Origin of the sequence: Methylobacterium brachiatum (assembly GCF_020523825.1) — a bacterium.
GTDB lineage: Bacteria > Pseudomonadota > Alphaproteobacteria > Rhizobiales > Beijerinckiaceae > Methylobacterium > Methylobacterium brachiatum.
This window is the reverse complement of sequence record NZ_JAJALK010000005.1, coordinates 235,093-251,056: the sequence shown is the minus strand read 5'-3', so window position 1 is coordinate 251,056 and position 15,964 is coordinate 235,093. Positions and strand designations below refer to the sequence as shown.

At 68.7% G+C, this 15,964-nt stretch carries 18 protein-coding genes and 1 tRNA gene; 9 read left to right on the top strand and 10 right to left on the bottom strand.

Features of this window, described 5'->3' with window-relative positions; translation table 11 throughout:
- Positions 1-70 precede the first annotated feature (70 nt).
- Entirely contained in the window at positions 71-532 is a 462-nt protein-coding gene (locus LGR69_RS14015) for a GNAT family N-acetyltransferase (RefSeq protein ID WP_230366390.1), read from the bottom strand.
- A gap of 231 nt (positions 533-763) precedes the next feature.
- Between LGR69_RS14015 and LGR69_RS14010 the strand changes: the two genes are divergently transcribed.
- Complete coding sequence (locus LGR69_RS14010; RefSeq protein WP_230366389.1) at positions 764-949, top strand: hypothetical protein; 186 nt, start codon at positions 764-766, stop codon at positions 947-949.
- A 133-nt stretch (positions 950-1,082) separates the two neighbouring features.
- On the opposite strand, the gene LGR69_RS14005 is transcribed toward LGR69_RS14010, so the two are convergent.
- On the bottom strand, positions 1,083-1,586 hold the full coding sequence (locus tag LGR69_RS14005; protein ID WP_007563545.1) for a Ros/MucR family transcriptional regulator: 504 nt from the start codon (positions 1,584-1,586) through the stop codon (positions 1,083-1,085).
- Positions 1,587-1,956: 370 nt separating this feature from the next.
- Between LGR69_RS14005 and LGR69_RS14000 the strand changes: the two genes are divergently transcribed.
- Entirely contained in the window at positions 1,957-2,367 is a 411-nt protein-coding gene (locus LGR69_RS14000) for a PaaI family thioesterase (protein WP_230366388.1), read from the top strand.
- A gap of 55 nt (positions 2,368-2,422) precedes the next feature.
- Here LGR69_RS14000 and LGR69_RS13995 read toward each other — a convergent pair whose 3' ends face one another.
- The gene (locus tag LGR69_RS13995; protein WP_091860818.1) at positions 2,423-3,127 is read right to left on the bottom strand and encodes a glutathione S-transferase family protein; all 705 of its coding nucleotides are present in this window, start codon (positions 3,125-3,127) and stop codon (positions 2,423-2,425) included.
- 208 nt (positions 3,128-3,335) lie between these two features.
- Between LGR69_RS13995 and hemF the strand changes: the two genes are divergently transcribed.
- The 3 genes from hemF to LGR69_RS13980 all read left to right on the top strand — a co-directional run bounded on the left by hemF (position 3,336) and on the right by LGR69_RS13980 (position 5,553).
- Positions 3,336-4,268 carry an oxygen-dependent coproporphyrinogen oxidase gene (gene hemF / locus LGR69_RS13990; protein WP_091860816.1) on the top strand — a complete coding sequence of 311 codons (933 nt, stop codon included), beginning with the start codon at positions 3,336-3,338 and terminating at the stop codon, positions 4,266-4,268.
- The gene (locus tag LGR69_RS13985; protein ID WP_007563537.1) at positions 4,265-5,383 is read left to right on the top strand and encodes an ATP-dependent DNA helicase; all 1,119 of its coding nucleotides are present in this window, start codon (positions 4,265-4,267) and stop codon (positions 5,381-5,383) included. Before hemF ends, LGR69_RS13985 begins: the two co-directional genes overlap by 4 nt.
- 80 nt (positions 5,384-5,463) lie before the next feature.
- Positions 5,464-5,553: transfer RNA gene (locus LGR69_RS13980), tRNA-Ser, on the top strand.
- Positions 5,554-5,669: 116 nt separating this feature from the next.
- On the opposite strand, the gene LGR69_RS13975 is transcribed toward LGR69_RS13980, so the two are convergent.
- Positions 5,670-5,915 carry a CVNH domain-containing protein gene (locus LGR69_RS13975; RefSeq protein ID WP_230366387.1) on the bottom strand — a complete coding sequence of 82 codons (246 nt, stop codon included), beginning with the start codon at positions 5,913-5,915 and terminating at the stop codon, positions 5,670-5,672.
- A gap of 327 nt (positions 5,916-6,242) precedes the next feature.
- Between LGR69_RS13975 and LGR69_RS13970 the strand changes: the two genes are divergently transcribed.
- Positions 6,243-6,473: a hypothetical protein gene (locus LGR69_RS13970; protein ID WP_007563534.1), complete on the top strand. Its 231-nt coding sequence runs from the start codon at positions 6,243-6,245 to the stop codon at positions 6,471-6,473.
- A gap of 341 nt (positions 6,474-6,814) precedes the next feature.
- Here the strand turns inward: LGR69_RS13970 and LGR69_RS13965 are convergent, their stop codons facing one another.
- The 3 genes from LGR69_RS13965 to LGR69_RS13955 form a co-directional block, all read right to left on the bottom strand.
- Positions 6,815-7,495, bottom strand: a complete 681-nt coding sequence (locus tag LGR69_RS13965; RefSeq protein ID WP_230366386.1) for a DUF4142 domain-containing protein — start codon at positions 7,493-7,495, stop codon at positions 6,815-6,817.
- Between the two features lie 228 nt (positions 7,496-7,723).
- The gene (locus LGR69_RS13960) at positions 7,724-8,107 is read right to left on the bottom strand and encodes a VOC family protein (RefSeq protein ID WP_230366385.1); all 384 of its coding nucleotides are present in this window, start codon (positions 8,105-8,107) and stop codon (positions 7,724-7,726) included.
- Between the two features lie 46 nt (positions 8,108-8,153).
- Entirely contained in the window at positions 8,154-8,396 is a 243-nt protein-coding gene (locus LGR69_RS13955; protein ID WP_007563528.1) for a hypothetical protein, read from the bottom strand.
- Positions 8,397-9,360: 964 nt separating this feature from the next.
- On the opposite strand from LGR69_RS13955, the gene LGR69_RS13950 reads away from it, so the two are divergent.
- Positions 9,361-9,636 carry a hypothetical protein gene (locus LGR69_RS13950; protein ID WP_230366383.1) on the top strand — a complete coding sequence of 92 codons (276 nt, stop codon included), beginning with the start codon at positions 9,361-9,363 and terminating at the stop codon, positions 9,634-9,636.
- Between the two features lie 366 nt (positions 9,637-10,002).
- Here LGR69_RS13950 and LGR69_RS13945 read toward each other — a convergent pair whose 3' ends face one another.
- The 3 genes from LGR69_RS13945 to LGR69_RS13935 form a co-directional block, all read right to left on the bottom strand.
- On the bottom strand, positions 10,003-10,269 hold the full coding sequence (locus LGR69_RS13945; RefSeq protein ID WP_007563522.1) for a helix-turn-helix domain-containing protein: 267 nt from the start codon (positions 10,267-10,269) through the stop codon (positions 10,003-10,005).
- 61 nt (positions 10,270-10,330) lie between these two features.
- Positions 10,331-10,582, bottom strand: a complete 252-nt coding sequence (locus tag LGR69_RS13940) for a hypothetical protein (protein ID WP_007563520.1) — start codon at positions 10,580-10,582, stop codon at positions 10,331-10,333.
- 786 nt (positions 10,583-11,368) lie between these two features.
- Positions 11,369-13,045 (bottom strand): methyl-accepting chemotaxis protein, encoded by a 1,677-nt coding sequence (locus LGR69_RS13935; protein WP_230366382.1) that lies wholly within the window; start codon positions 13,043-13,045, stop codon positions 11,369-11,371.
- 1,034 nt (positions 13,046-14,079) lie between these two features.
- Between LGR69_RS13935 and LGR69_RS13930 the strand changes: the two genes are divergently transcribed.
- Positions 14,080-14,418 carry a hypothetical protein gene (locus LGR69_RS13930; protein ID WP_007563513.1) on the top strand — a complete coding sequence of 113 codons (339 nt, stop codon included), beginning with the start codon at positions 14,080-14,082 and terminating at the stop codon, positions 14,416-14,418.
- A 469-nt stretch (positions 14,419-14,887) separates the two neighbouring features.
- A complete protein-coding gene (locus tag LGR69_RS13925; RefSeq protein ID WP_091862160.1) occupies positions 14,888-15,925 on the top strand; it encodes a YihY/virulence factor BrkB family protein in 1,038 nt (345 codons plus the stop codon).
- The last annotated feature ends 39 nt before the right edge of the window (positions 15,926-15,964 follow it).

The window sequence follows — 15,964 nt, the reverse complement described above, 5'->3', positions numbered from 1 at the left end:
GGTCGAACTCCAGTCTCATGAGGTCAACGCCCGATACGGCCCGCTGGCTGCGCCCATGGTGTCGCGGATCTCAAGGGTCCGTGGAGCCTCGCTTGAGCAACGGGCGCGTGAGGATCTGCCCGTCGCCGGTGAAGCCGGCCGCCAGACAGAAGGCGTGCAACGCATCCTGGCCGGGGCCGACGCTGAGGATCAGCCGCTCGCACCCGGCCTGCCGCGCCGCCCGCGCGGCCGCCTTCAGCAGCACCCGGCCGATGCCCTTGCGGCGGGAATCCGACGCGACGACCAGGATCGTGATGAGGCCCAAGGCCTTCGGGGCATCCAGCGTGCGGACGGGACTGAGCGCGATCAGCCCGCTCGGCGGCCCCCATTCGACCGCAACAAGCGCCGTGCCGCCGCTGCTCTGGAGAGCGTTGAGCCTGACGGCGAGATCGACCACGCCGACCGCGACGCCCGCCTCGCCCAACAGGTCGGCGAGGCCCGCAGCGTCGGGCCCCGCAGCTGCGCGAATCTCCAGCCCGTAGCGATTGCCCAATCCCTGCTCCCGTGGCCGTAATCTGCGTTCATCCTACGCAATCGTCGCGCGCGTCGCGAAGCGGGCCTGAGCGGCGCTTCGTCCCGGGTTCGGGTTATCGCGCTCTGCTTACAAGGTCTTGGGGAAGGCCGCGGCAGCCCCTCAGCCGGCACCCCTGTGGCGGCGGGTGCGGAACGGGCGCAAGACTGATGTCTTTGCTCGACAACCGCACGAACGACGGGAGAGCACAGAATGGCGAGCCGGGTGCCGGACAAAACCACCGACGGGCCGGACGGCGATACGCCGGGGGAGGGCGGTCGGCCGCCATCGCCGGGCCGGCGGCCCGAGGCCGACACGGCCGAAAAGAGCGAGGCCGAAAAGGCCGAGACGGAGAGGGCCGCGGGGGACGTGGCCGACGATCTGGCGGATTTCGCCTGATCGACGCCGAGGCCGCGAAGCTTGCGACAAGGCTCATGCGATCCGGGCGGCACGCATGCGCGCCGCCGCCCGGGATCATCGGTCTGATCGAGGTCCCTGGATCGGGTCTCTCGAGATCAGACCGTTTGCTCGATCAGGCCGTTTCCTTGGCCTTGCGCGCACGGGTCGCCTTCTTCGGCTTCTCGGCCGGCTCCTCATCGGGCTCCTGCACCGGCGCCGCGGACTTGCGGCGCTGCTGGCCGAGGCCGAGGCTGCGGGCGAGCTCGGAACGCTGGGCCGAGTAGCTGGCGGCGGTCGAGGGATAGTCCCGCGGCAGGCCGAAGCGCTCGCGATACTGCTCGATGGTCAGGCCGTTGCGCGACAGGTGCCGCTTCAGTGTCTTGTAGGGCTTGCCGTCGATGAACGAGATCAGCGCATCCGGGGTCACCGACTTGCGGATCTGCGCCGGCGTCGGCTTGTCGGCCGTCTCGGTGACGGCGGCTGCCGGAGCGGAGAGCTTCGCCAGGGCCGCGTGAACGCCGGCCAGGAGCGCGGGCAATTCGCTGATCGGGACGGAATTGTTCGAGACATACGCGGACACGATGTCCGATGCCTGCTCGATAAAGGTCTGCTGCTGATCTGTGGCGATGTCGTCCATCGATGACTCCCTCTATCCGACGGTGGTGCACGGTTCTATCGTCTGTGCAGCAAAATCAAGTCGTCGTCGAGAGTTTCCTTACACAATGCGTCGGTCGTGAACACGCATATTACTCAAGCCGCGGGTGCAGCTGAAATCGTCGCCCGAGCAAACCGATAGCGGCGAGCCGCACTTGAACGGGATCGGGTCCTTTTGGGCCGCGCGCGTTACGCCTTTCGGGGCCGTCAACCGGAGGGCTTCGTCTGCGAAAATCCCTGTCCGGTCTCGCAACAGACCGGAAACACGTCCCGCTCCGTGGGATCGGCCGCGTGGGATTGTATACCGCCCGCGCGATGACGATGTCGGCGGAACATGATCTGGGGATAGCGGCGTGGATCAACCATCGGAACAGGGCACCGTCTTCGGGGCCCACATCCCGTTCGTGACCTATTGCGGGATCGAGGCGCTGGACGTGCAGGAGGGCCGGACCCGGCTGCGCCTGGCCCTGCGGCCCGAGCACGCCAACAATCTCGGCATCGCGCATGGCGGCGTAATCTGCACCCTGCTGGATGTTGCCCTCGGCACCGCCGCACGGCTGAGCGCCGCTCGGCCGGTCGTCACCCTCGACATGCAGACCCGCTTCCTCGCCCCGGGCCGCGACGTCCTGCTCGCCGAGGGCCGCGTCACCCGCGCCGGGCGCTCGGTGATCTTCTGCGAGGCCGAGATCCGCGACGTGCAAGGCGAGCTGGTGGCGAGCGCCACCGGCCTGCTCAAGCCGGTGGGCGAGAGCGGCCAGCGCTGAGGCGGAAGCGCGGTTCGGCGCCGGGCATCCGCCGAACCGAAACCCGAGACCCGTCCTACGCGGTCTTGAGAGGGTCGAGTTCCGCCAGCCCGCTGCCGCCATCGGCATAGGCCGCCTTGAAGCTCGGCCGCGCCTGCCAGCGCCGCCACAGGGCGTCGAGCTGCTCGAACCGCTCGTCGAGCGGGGTGGCGCAGACCGGGAATTTCGAGAAGGCGATCGCCGTGCAGAGCGTGATGTCGGCAAAGGTCGGCTCATCGCCGCCGAGCATCCAGGCGCGGCCGTCCGCGAGGTGGCGGTCGACCAGGGCGGCATGCCCCAGCGCTTCCTTGCGGCAATGCTCGCCCCATTGCGGGTTGTGCGTCAGCTCCAGCTTGGGCCCGAGTCCTTGGTGCAGCACGTGGAACATCGTGGTGATGCGGTAGAGGATGTGCACCCAGATCCGGTTCTCCCACATCGTGTCGAGCCCCTGCTCCAGGGGCGTATCGCCGGTGATGCGGCGCCCCGGATGGGCCGCGTCGAGGTAGCGCACGATCGCGGCGGTCTCCGACAGCATGGTCCCGTCCGCAAGCAGGAGGGTCGGGGTCTCGCCCCAGGGGTTCATCTTGAGATGGCGCCAGTGCCGCTGCTCGCCCCCCGGCGCCATGTCGTAGATCACCTCGTCGAACAGGTGGGCGATGCCCTTCTCGTGCGCGAACAGGCGCAGGCGCTGGGGATTCGGGAAGGCGGAGGGCGAGGTGAAGAGGCGGAGCGTGTCGGCCATGGCTCGGGCTGTCCTGACGGTTCGAGGCGGCGCCGGACCGGCGCGGGGCCGGCTGATCTAGAGCGCCCGCCGCCGAAGGGGACACCGGCCCGGCAGCCCGTGCGCCGCGATGGCGCGTCGGCCCGGGAAGGCGGCGTCGGGCGGCGCGGCAAATCGAATTGCCACCCGCCGATTGACGCCCCATCGGCGCGGTGGGAAAGCCTAGCGCATGACGATGCCGGACGACCCCCGCGCAGCCCTGACTGCCCCCCTGTCCGAGGCCGACGTGACGGCCATGAAATCCGAGGCCGCGGCCTGGTTCGCGACCCTGCGCGACCGAATCCTCGCGGCCTTCGAGACCCTGGAGGCCGAGGCCGAGGGACCGTTCCACCCGGACGCGCCGACGGGCGCCGGGACCTTCGTGAAGACGCCCTGGAACCGCACCGACCATACCGGCCAGCCCGGGGGCGGGGGCGTCATGGCGATGCTGAAGGGCCGGGTGTTCGAGAAGGCCGGGGTGCACATCTCCACCGTCCACGGCGAGTTCGCCCCGGAATTCCGGGCCCAGATGCCCGGGGCCGCCGAGGATCCGCGCTTCTTCGCCACCGGCATCTCGCTGATCGCCCATCCGTGGAACCCGCATGTGCCGACGGTGCACATGAACACCCGCTTCGTCGTGACCACCAAGGCATGGTTCGGCGGCGGCGCCGACCTCACCCCGGTGCTGGAGCGGCGGCGCAACCAGGACGACCCGGACAGCCGCCACTTCCACGCCTGCCTCGAGCGCGCCTGCGCGGCCCACGGCGTCGACCATGCCCGCTACAAGGCCTGGTGCGACGAATACTTCCACCTCAAGCACCGCAACGAGCCCCGCGGCATCGGCGGTATCTTTTATGACTATCGCTGGACCGGGGATCCGCAGGCGGATCTGGCCTTCACCCGCGATGTCGGCGGCGCCTTCCTGGAAGCCTATCCGAAGATCGTCCGCGACAACCTCCGCACCGCCTGGACCGAGGCCGACCGCGAGGAGCAGCAGGTGCGGCGCGGGCGCTACGTCGAGTTCAACCTGCTCTACGACCGGGGCACGATCTTCGGGCTGAAGACCGGCGGCAACGTCGCCTCGATCCTGTCGTCCCTGCCGCCGACCGTGCGCTGGCCGTGAGCGCGGGGCTGCCCTCGGCTTACGCGCCGCAGCAGGACGCGGCGCTGAAGGCCATCGCCGCCTGGCGGAAGACGGGCGGGAGCCAGGTGTTCCGGCTGTTCGGCTATGCCGGCACCGGCAAGACCACGCTCGCCCGCCGCATCGCCGAGGATGTCGACGGCACCGTGGTCTACGGCGCCTTCACCGGCAAGGCGGCCTCGGTGATGCGCCAGAAAGGCTGCTACGACGCCGCCACGATCCACTCGCTGATCTACCGCACCAAGGAGGCGGAGGAGGGCGGCCCGACCTTCACGCTGAACCGCTCCGGCCCGGCCGCGAAGGCCGACCTGATTATCATCGACGAATGCTCGATGGTGGATTCCGACCTCGGCAATGACCTGCTGTCCTTCGACCGGCCGGTGCTGGTGCTGGGCGACCCGGCGCAGCTGCCGCCGGTGCGGGGCGGCGGCTTCTTCACCGAGGCCGAGCCCGACGTGATGCTCACCGAGGTCCATCGCCAGGCCAAGGACGACCCGATCGTCCGCATGGCCATGACGGTGCGCGAGGGCGGCCGGCTGGAACTCGGCACCTACGGGCAGAGCCGGATCGTCTCCCGCCGCACCCTCGACCCGGCCGAGGTGCTCGAATGCGACCAGGTCCTGGTCGGCCTCAACAAGACCCGCCGCCTCTACAACAACCGGCTCCGGGAACTCGCCGGCCACACCGACCCGATGCCGGCGGTGGGCGAGAAGCTGGTCTGCCTGCGCAACGACCGGGTGAAGGGCCTGCTCAACGGCTCGACCTGGACGGTCCAGGCCCTGCGCGCCCCGCCGCGCCCGGACCTGGTCCGCCTCGACGTCGTCCCCGAGGACGACCCGGCGCTGCGCCGCCGGGCCACCGACATCAAGGTGCTGCGCGCGATGATCTCCGGCACGGACGAGGAGATCCCGCTGTTCCTGCGCCGGGAGACCGACGAGTTCACCTACGGCTACGCCCTGACCGTGCACAAGGCGCAGGGCTCGCAATGGGACCGGGTGACCCTGTTCGACGAATCCTACGCCTTCCGCGAGCACCGCGCCCGCTGGCTCTATACCGGCCTGACCCGCGCCGCGCAGGCGATCACGATCGTCGTCTGATCGGCGCCCGGCGCGTCGACATCGCTTGTGAAGCCCGAGCGCGCGTGCTAGGCACCGCCCGTCTCATCGAGGCACCTTGCGGAGAGGTGGCAGAGCGGTTGAATGCACCGCACTCGAAATGCGGCATGCCTGCAAGGGCATCGGGGGTTCGAATCCCCCCCTCTCCGCCAGTTACCCCTTAACCCACTGCAATAGCGCTATTTTCAGATATCGTGGGCGTTTGGGCGCGCTCCCGCTACGAAGGGGTGCTGCGAAGTCATCGTGCCACCCATTATCGGTTCACGACCTAACGGTAGTAGCCGCCGCACACGAGGTGGCCGTGCTGGTTGCTGACGCCCGTCCCGCCGCAGTCGCGCGCGAAGATCCGGCTCCAGCGAGCGCCATTGTACCCATCACCGCAGAGCGCCGTGAGGTAAGGGCCTTCCATGTGGATGCGGCGGCAGCTCGCCGCGTAGGATCCGCCCGGGAAGGCGAAGGCTGGCAGGCAGCACAGCGATGAGAGGACCGCGCCTGCAAGGAGGAGTCTGCGCATCTGATCGATCCGTATGTTTGTATTCATGGCGCCGCTGGGCGGCATCGGGCTTCCACGCGGACTGGATAAAGCAGCTCGTCGCGTGTGTCCCACCCGATCGGGTTGCGGTTGTCATAGAGCATTCGCGCGATGGATCTTGCGATTGCCTGAGCAAGCCGCGCCGCCTCCCCGGGCTGGTCGGGCCGGAATGGCCGTTAAGTCGTTCTTGACCGGGTTTCGCGTTGACGGGGCAGCCGGTGCTGCTTGGGCCAAGCTGACCGCGTGTGTTGCGGCCGCGTCATCGACAACGGTGCGGTGGCATGGTGCTCATCCGACGTGAGGAGCATCATGAAACGCGTCGTCCTTCTTCTGGCGGTGTCCGCCGTCCTGTCCGCCTGCAACTCGGCCAACCGCCCGGGACGCGGCGAGCTCTTCATGAGCGACGCGGATATCGCGGCGAAGGACGAAGCGATCTGCCGGGGCTACGGCGCCGAGCCCGGAACGCCCGAGTTTGTGCAATGTCGGGCGATGCAGGATCAGCGTCGCGACGCTGCGAGGGACGGGCGCCGCAACGGCTGATCCGCGTCATCCGGCGCAAGAGCGCTGCGCAGGATCGCATGTCCCCGCTCTGCCCCACGGCCGGATGAGCGCGGTCGGTGGCGGCTGAGGCTCGGGACCGGCTGCCGGGTCCGGCGGTCGACCGGACGCGTATCCCTGCCTTCAGGACAGGATTCCCGCCGCCTTCGAGCGCATCCGGGGGTTCATCGCGCCGTTCCGGCGCCTGCCGGCGCTCTCGGCTTCCGCCCTTCGTCGGGACGACGCCGAGAGGCTCATGGACCGGGCCCGCCCCTTTGAACCGACGAACTCGTGGCCGGAGGCCTGCGATCAAAAGGCGGGACCGGTCCCGGATCTCTGGACCATCAGCCCGGCTGACCGCCCATCCTGGCCTGCATCTGCGACAGCTGCGCGATGTGGAGGTTGATCAACGGCAGCGCCCCTCGGGCGATGCGGCGCAGGCCCGGATCCTCGCCGGACTGGGCGTAGGACCCGTGGATGATGAGCGCCTCCTGATGGCCCTGCAGCGCGTGCGCCACGAACGTGGCGTCGTATTGCGGGCCCGGCGGCATCGCGCTGAGCTGGGCGAGAATCTGCGCCTTCTGCGAGTCCGTCGTCATCCCGCCGGGCGGCGGTGCAACTCCGAGCAGACCGCCGGTGACGCCACCCGCCACGCCGGCGGCCGTGCCGACCGCAGCCCCTGCCACGGCGACCGGGGCCGCGACGAGGCCCCCGATCAGGCCACCCGGGCCGGCGGGAGCGGCCGCGGACGGGCCGACGCCGCCCGTATAGGCCCCGAACTTGCGGGAGAGGTTGACCTGCTCGATCACCTCGGCGCGGGAGAACTTCTTGACCGCCGGGTTTCTGGTCTTCTCGTGCGCGTCGCGGGCGGTATTCTCCAGGAACATCCCGCCGGTCGTGGCCATCTGAAGATAGACGCCCGACGGGATCGCGCCGGCCGGGGTGACCTGGGCGATGGCGGTGCGGGTGATCGCGAGGGCAGCGGTAGCGCCCAGCATCGTGGTGAGGATTTCGCGACGGTGCATCCTGGATAGCTCCGGGTCGTGAGCGGTGCACCGAGGCGTCCAACGGCGCTTGGGTGCCATCCCGCGAACCGAGCGGCTCGACCTTCGTTTCCCGCCCGGCCGATGAGACAAACCGCCACGTGACACGCGGTCCATCCGGCTGGGCAGCCTCCTCATCGCGTCGGTCCCGCCGCCCGGACCAATCCCGGGTCGGCGGGGGAAGTCGGCACCCGTCCAGACGGTCGGATGTCAGCCGGCGATCCGATGCAGGGCACAGAGCTTGTTGCCGTCAGGGTCGCGAAGGTAAGCGAGGTAGATCGGACCCGACGCGCCGCTGCGCTCGCCCGGCGGGTCTTCGATGGAGGTCCCGCCATTGGCAACGCCGGCATCGTGCCAGGCCTTGGCCTCCTCCGGGCTGTCCATGGTGAACCCGATGGTGCCGCCGTTCGCGCCGACCGCAGCCTTTCCATCGATCGGCTTGCCGATGAGCAAGCGTCCGCCCCGGTGCGCGTAGACCAGGTGTCCTCGCGCGTCCTCGACGCCAGGGGCGCCCCCCGTCGCCGCGAAGAGCGCGTCATAGAACGCCTTCGACCGGGTTATGTCGTTGCTGCCGACCATCACGTGGCTGAACACAAAGGACCTCCGCTATCGTAAGTCATTGAGACTGCAGGGCGTGTTTCTACTTCCCGCCCCCGCTCTTGTAGGCGTCGATCGCGCGGCGGCAGTTCGGGGACATCTGGCTCATGTTCTTCTTGAAGCAGGCGTCCATCTGCGGGCTGTTCGGGTCGATGCCGGCACAGAACGTGATGGCGTCGCCCGCACAATAGGTTTGCAGATCCTCGTTACCGCGCGTCGCGGTCGGCGCCGCGAGAGCGGGCGACGCGACGGCGATGAAACCGAGGAGGAGAGTGAGTTTGCGCATGTTGGGCCCTGACCGGAGACGTTCGTCCACGCGCTAACGAACCGGGCGGGCATTTTATCCATCCGGCTTTTGGGGCAGGCGCGTGGACCGGTTTGCATCCGGGTTGCGCGCGGGGACCGGATCGCGTCGGTCCGGCCCCTGGATCGGGCGTTTGTCTCAGACCTGGCTGTCGGCGATGGGTTGATTGGCAGTCTGCTCCGCGCGGCCGGATCCGGCTCTCGTGCGTGGTGCGGCTGCGCCGACAGGACCAGAACAAGGCCGCCGAACGACGCGCAGGCGTGAGTGTTCCCAAGCTTAGCTAAGGGGGATGATCGGCGGACCCCGCAATTGCCGCGCGCCTCCGTCGCCGCTGCGGTCCGCGGACCGGGAGCGGCCGAACCCCACAGGCGCGTCAGCCTTCCCGCTGCCGAAGGGTGCATGTGCGCCGCCCTGGCTCGATCGACCGACCCGGGCCTTTCATGGGCTCGACAGGCGCGGCACGCTCGCGCTGATGAAGTGGGCCAAGCCAATCAGATTTGGCCCGGCTGGCATCCGTAGGGCGGCACGGCGCGGGGGAACCGCTCCTTGATCCGTGCGCAGCCCCATGCCCGGAGTGGCTCGGGCAAGCGCCGGTTCACCTCAATCCCGACCTCATCGTAGGGCGACGCGCCGGCCGTCACGTAGCTGTACCAGCGCCATCCGATCGTGCCGGCGCCGGCCAGCGCGACCCCCAAGGCCACCGCCACGGCCAAGCCCATGCGAGATTGAGGACGTCGCCCCTCATGCGCCATGCCACACAGACCCCTTCGCGTTGACCAAAATGATGCCGCTCGGCCGACCGCTCATGCACGACTGTCCGACCGCCCGATCATGTCGCGGCACCGGTTTTTCGTAGCGGTACCGCCGGCGGGCATCGAGCGAGGCGGACGGTGGATCGCGCTATGCCGCGGCCTCGAGCGGCGGTGCAATACGATGACCGAAGAAGATGTGGAAAGGACGAAACGATCGTGACGGTGCATTCGTTGAAGGCGCCATGGCCAGCATCGCAATCCTGATCGAGACTCCTCAGGGCGCACGCCTCGTCGCCGCGTCTTCCGCGCGTGAGGCTGCGCTCAAGGCCGAATCCGTGATCGCCGTCGTTCCTCGGGCCGACCTCCCCATCCCGGTCTCGGTCGAGTGCGCGAGCCCCGGCATGGCTGATCGGCTCATGAACTACTTGGCCGATGTTCAGCTGGAACTGATGCTGTCGGAATTCGTCTGACACAGCATAGTCTCTGGCTGGGCGATGATGGGTTGTTGCAAGCCCGCTTACTCACAAGCGTGGCCGAAACCTTTGCAATAGCTCAGTTCTTGCGGTGGCCCGGTACGGGGCCGGCAGGCGATCATGGGCCGGATCTCAGCGTCTCGCTGGTGAAGCTGAGGCCGTCGCGTCAGGGGTCGTTCGGCTCCTCGCCCTGGCGACCGAGCATGCCGAGCTAAGCGAGCAACCGGCTGTTATCCGGGACAAGCTCGTCGGAGCCGTGATCGGCGCCATCGAACCACACGCCCGCATCGCGGTGTTTCAGCGCGAGCGCGACGCGGGGCGGGACCAAAACCTCGCGGCAGACAGGCAGCCCGGGGCGCAGGCTCAACCCTGGGAGCGCAGATTGGGATCGACCGACCTGGCAGGGTAGCGATGGCCATCCGGGCGTAGACCGAGAATATCCATGATCCGGTCCCGGGCCCCGACGTCGGCGATCTGCGCGCCATTCTCCAGCGCGGTGATCAGCTCGGCATCGACCCGAGCGAGCGCGGCCAACGTCTCGACCGAGTAGGCGCCGCGTAGGCGAGCAGCATGAATCTGCGTCGCCAACGCGGCATCCAGAGAGGTCGGCTTGTCGTGTATGTCGCTCATGGGCGACCGGTACGTGACCGGCCTGGCCGAAGTTTCCCCCGCCGCGTTTTTTGACGACCGGCTACTCCATCCCGGCGGGCCGAGGGCGCGGCAAGCCGAGCTCGGTCAGCCCGAGGAACAGGGCGAGATGTGTCGCGACCGTGAGGGAGGACGCGCAGCCGCTGCCGTTCTCGATCGCCGCAATGACCTCCGGCGCGAGGCAGGCCAGGCGCGCGGCGGCGTCCAAGGACAGACGCAGCCGGCCTCGCGCCGCGCCGGCATGCACGGCGAGGTTGCGCAGTACGACGTGCCGCCGCTCCTCGACCTCATCCATGAGAAGCGCCCACTCTCACGAGGGCCTACGAACCCTCGCTGGGTTGTTACGAGTGTGGCTGCTGCCATTCAACACCCAGAGTTGCACCGTAGCCCTGTTTATCCAGGGCCTTGTGAAACGGACGCGCTGTTGCAGTCCTCTCACGCGTTCGGCCGCCGAGCAGCCCGTCCATGGCCGTCGGCCGGGACAGCGTGCGCCGTCGGCAGCCGCGCCCGGCACGGATACAGATTTCACGAAGGATCAAAAACAGTTTTCGGCGCGTTTATCCAAGATCCATTAGCCAAAATCTGGATTTGCGCCATGGGTCTGACTGCTTTCGTGGTGTTCGTTGTCCCGTGGGTGGTGATGGCCATATGGCTGACGCGCTCTCCGCAGCTCCTCCGTCTGGGCGCGCCGGCAGCCCCATGGCGGCCGCTCACGAAGCATAAGGATCCGCCGCGGAACCAGCGCCGTGAGACCAGCCGTTACAACGCCGGGACTAACGACGGATCGGGTCCCACCGGCGGCGACAAGCACAGCCCGATGGGGACACCCCAGGGCGGCCGATTGAGCCAAAGCGTCGAGCCGACCGAGCCCCACGAATAGGCGGCAACGGCCGGGGGCGGATCAAGCGATCCGGCCGGGAGGCCGGGGCTCGTCTCTCGGCCCAGGGGCGCCTGAGGCCGGCATCGGGCCGTTGAGGCGGAGGCCGGCCGATCGAGGCCGAGCGGGCTACCTCTTCACTCGGTGAAGGGGGCCGCCCCGTCGGTGACCCGGGCCGGTGCGGCCCGAGAAAACCCGACCGTCTCAGGCCGCGCGCACGGTGGCGAGGAAGCCCCCGACCTCGGCGGCGAGGTGCTCGGATTGCCGCGACAGCTCCGAGGCCGACCCCAGCACCTGGCTCGCTGCCGCGCTGGTCTCCTCGGCCGCCCCGGCGACGCCGGAAATGTTGCTGGTCACCTCGCCGGTGCCCGCCGCCGCCTGGCCGACATTGCGCACGATCTCCTGGGTGGCCGCACCCTGCTGCTCGACCGCCGCCGCGATCGAGGTCGCAACGCCGCTGATCTCCTGGATGCGCGCCGTGATCGAGCCGATCGCCGTCACGGCGCCGCCGGTGGAGGCCTGGATCCGCGCGATCTGGCCGGATATGTCGTTGGTTGCTTTCGCGGTCTGCTCGGCCAGCGCCTTCACCTCGGAGGCCACCACGGCGAAGCCGCGGCCCGCGTCGCCGGCCCGAGCCGCCTCGATCGTGGCGTTGAGCGCCAGCAGGTTGGTCTGGCCGGCGATCGACGAGATCAGCCCGACGACATCGCCGATCCGGCCGACCGCTGTGCTGAGTTCCTGAACCAGCGCGCCGGTCTGATCCGCTTCGCTGACGGCCAGACGCGCCAATTCGGCCGAGCCGCTGACCTGACGGCCGATCTCCTGCACGGACGAGCCCAGCTCCTCGGCGGCGGCCGCCACGGTGTTCACGTTCGAGGACGCCTCCTCCGCGGCCGCCGCCACCGTCATCGACTGGCTGGCGGTCTCGGTCGCGGTGGCGGTCATCGTTTGAGCGGTGCTCTGCAGTTTCGCGGCCGACGCGGATACCAGGCCGATGATGCTGCCGACGGCCGCCTCGAAGCCATCGGCCATCTGGCGCATGCCGGCCTTGCGCTGTGCCTCGGCGGCCAGACGCGCCTGGGCCGTCTCGGCTTCCAGCGCCTGGGTGCGGATCAGGTTGTCCTTGAACACCTGCGCGGCCGCCGCCATCGTGCCGATCTCGTCGCGGCGCTCGGCGCCCAGCACCTTGCGGCTGAGATCCCCGGCGGCGAGACCGGTCATGAACTCCGTCATGGCCCGCAACGGCCGCACGACGCTGCGGCCGATGAGCGTGGCCAGGATGCCGATCAGGGCCGCGACAATGGCCGCCCCGCCGAGCAGACGCATCAGGGTCGGGCGCATCTGGGCAGCCGTGTCGTCCGCATAGATGCCGGAGCCGATGATCCACCCCCAGGGCGCGAAGCCCCTGACGTAGGAGATCTTCGCAACCGGCTGGTCGAGGCCCGGCTTGGGCCACAGGTATGGGACGAAGCCTGCGCCCGATTGCTTCACCAGCTCGACGACATCCAAGAATACGTGCTTGCCGGCCGGGTCGACGATCCCGCCGATGTCTTTGCCGATCAGCTCGGTCTTCGGATGCGATACCATGCGCGGTTGCATGTCCTGGATCCAGAAGTACTCGCTTCCGGCGTAGTGCAGGCCTTGAACCGCTGCCACGGCTGCGTGCTGCGCCGCATCGCGGCTCATCCGGCCGGCGCGCTCCTCGCCCTCGAAATAGGTGAGAACCCCCTGCGCGGTCTCGACGAGGTCGCGGGTCTTCAGCTCGCGGGCATCCGTGACCGTTTGGGACATATCCCAGGTCGACAGCCCGATCAGGACCGCCATGCCGCCCAGGGCGGTCAGCGTCATGGCTTGTATGCGCGTGCCGATGCGAAGTGCCATAAGATCCTACCGCGAGCTGCGCCGAGGCTGCGCATGCGTGAGCGTGCCATGGCGCGTCGCGCCCGGCCCGGCGCCTTAACGCGCGATATGGCCGTCCGCACCTCACAGCAGAGCTACGACATAGGTCTATGGCGAGTGGCGGTTAATGAACTCTAATACACACCACAAGTTAGACATCGAATATATGTATTAATCCGAACTGGATGGCATTTGTAGTACTATACTTTAGGTCGTCACAGAGGCGTTGTTTCGCTCGTTCAGGCTATCGCTTGATACGCCACCAGGCCCGATCTCGGGGCGCGGCGATCCCGTTGCGCCCCTCGCGCCCTCACGCCGGATCGGGCCCTGCGGGTGCGATGGGACAAGCGACGGACGGCCGACGGTGCCGTCGCCGACAAGGCGATGGCCGCGTTCGAGGCCCACCGACGCCCTGCCCGAACCGGGTCGGAGCTTTTCCATCCCACTCAGGCGAAGTGAGCGGGCAGGCCCAGCGCCTGCGCGTAGGTCATCAGCGCGACAGCGCCGCCGATCAGGGCCGCGGCTATGGTGATGCGGTTCGTCCAGGTCATCGTCGTCTCCATCGGGTTCGCGACTGCCGTCGCGGCGTGAATCCGATGTAGGCCCAGGCTTTCCGGGCCGACGTGTTCCGGAACACGCCTGAGGCGGATGCCGTTTCGGGCCATCCGGAGGGCTTCGGCACCCGCTTCGCAGATGGTCTCCTGGCCGGACGGGATGGCGATCAGCGATGGGCGGACGGAATGGTCGGTCCCGGCCGTCAGGCGGCTCGACCCGGAACAGGAGGGCGGCAGCCTTTTCGGCGCGCCTGGGCCGGACAGGATCCTTGCCGATCACCACAGGCCCGGCCGGCGTCGTGCGCGCGCCGGGCGCAACGCCTGGACCCAGCAGGATAGGGCGTGAGACCTTCCCCGTGCCGGACCTGCGCGGTCAAAGCCTCCGGGCCATACGCGCGCCCCCCTGTGCCAACGCTTGAGAGCGCTTATCAGTCCCTCTTCCAGCGTCTGAGGAGCCTTTTCATGAAGCGCCCGCTGACCACCAACTTCGCGGCGCCGGCACCGAGCTCCGCGCCCGAGCTCGACCCGTCGCCGGCCCCCTCCTGGCGCGAGGCCGCCCCCATCGTGGCCGCCCTGATCAGGACGCTCGAGGCGATCGAAGCCGGACCGAAGGCGGGACCCGCCATGCGAGCCCACCGCTCCGCGATGCGTCGCCAGGGCGAGGCGGCTGCCGCGCTGGGTGGATCCGAGGCCATGCGTGATGTCCTGGAGCAGATCGCACAGATCGACCCCGCCCGCGCCGCGCAGCGTCTCGAATACGTCCGCGAGGCCTGGACGGATCTGCCCGCCTGGCGCCCATAGTCTTAGGCCCAGGCCCGCACACGAAAACGGCGGGGCTCTCACCCCGCCGCAGATCCGTCAGTTTCCGACCGGGCGCCCGCCAGGCGCCGGCGGCTCACATGCCGAACAGCACCCCGGCCGAACCGGCCACCGTCATCGCCAGGCCGCCCGCGAAGGCGCCGATCATCGCGTAGGAGAAGCCCTTCAAGACCATAGCGTGCGCTCCATTCCTCGTGTGGGGGCCTCAGCGAAGCCCGTCGAAACCATCTGCAATGACGATGCCTGATCGGCCCGTGATGTGCGGTGCGATCGAACACGCTGCATTGCGGAACGATTTCATCCGGGCGCGCCGCATGGCGTGTCGTGGTCGATGCCGCTCGGGAGACGGAGCTCACGGGCGCGATGCCCGGGCAGGCGGCGGGCCCGCGGCCGCACTGGACAGACCGGCAATCGGCTTACAGGATCCGCGCTATCCTGCGCGGCGGGCCTCATGACTCCAGACGAGACAGACGGTGAGGACTGGCGCTCGGTCAGCACGCGCACGCCTGACGACGCGGCGATCCAGGCGGCTCACGCACGGGCGCGCGAACCGGGCCACGGCCGCATGGCGGATCGGCCCACGCAGATCCCGGTTCCGGGATGGCGCGATATTCTCTACCGTGTGTTCTGGGCCGTGCCCCGGGACCGTGTCCTCTCCACCGCCGGGGGCGTCGCCTTCTTCACCTTGCTGTCGACCTTCCCGGGTCTCGCGACGATCGTTTCGCTCTACAGCCTCTTCTCGGACCCGAGCGTCTTGAGCCAACATCTGAGCCTGCTCACGGGCGTTCTCCCCAACGGGGTGCTCGAACTCCTGGCCGACCAGCTCCTGCGCATAACCAAGCAAAGCACCGGAACGCTCAGCGCCGCGTCGGTGGTCAGCCTTGTGATCGCGTTCTGGAGCGCGAATTCAGGCGTGGGCGCGCTCTTCGACGCGCTCAACGTGATCTACAGGGAGCGTGAGAAGCGGACCCTGGTGCACCTCTACGCGACGACCTTCCTGTTCACGCTCAGCGGGATCCTCATTGTCGTCGCCGCCACCGGCATGTTGGTCGGCCTGCCCCTCCTGCTGAACCAGATCGGCCTGGGCGCGCGGACAGACACCTTCCTGCGGATCCTGCGCTGGCCGGCCCTCCTCATCCTCGTGAGTCTCGGCCTGTCGCTGGTCTATCGGTATGGGCCGAGCCGGCGGGAGGCCAAATGGCGTTGGGTCAGCTGGGGCAGCTTCGTCGCAGCGCTCGGCTGGGTCTGCGCCTCAGCGCTGTTTTCCTGGTACGTCGCCAGCTTCGACAGCTACAACCGGATCTACGGCTCGCTGGGCGCCGGCGTTGGGCTCATGACCTGGATTTGGCTGTCGGTGGTCATCGTCCTGCTCGGCGCTGAGCTGAACGCCGAGATGGAGCGACAAACGGCGCGCGACAGCACGACCGGCCATCCGAAGCCTCTCGGATCCCGGCAGGCCTTTGCCGCCGACACCGTTGGCCCCTCATAGGAGCGCGCGAACACGGGGCGCGCCAGCGCAGCACCGGCC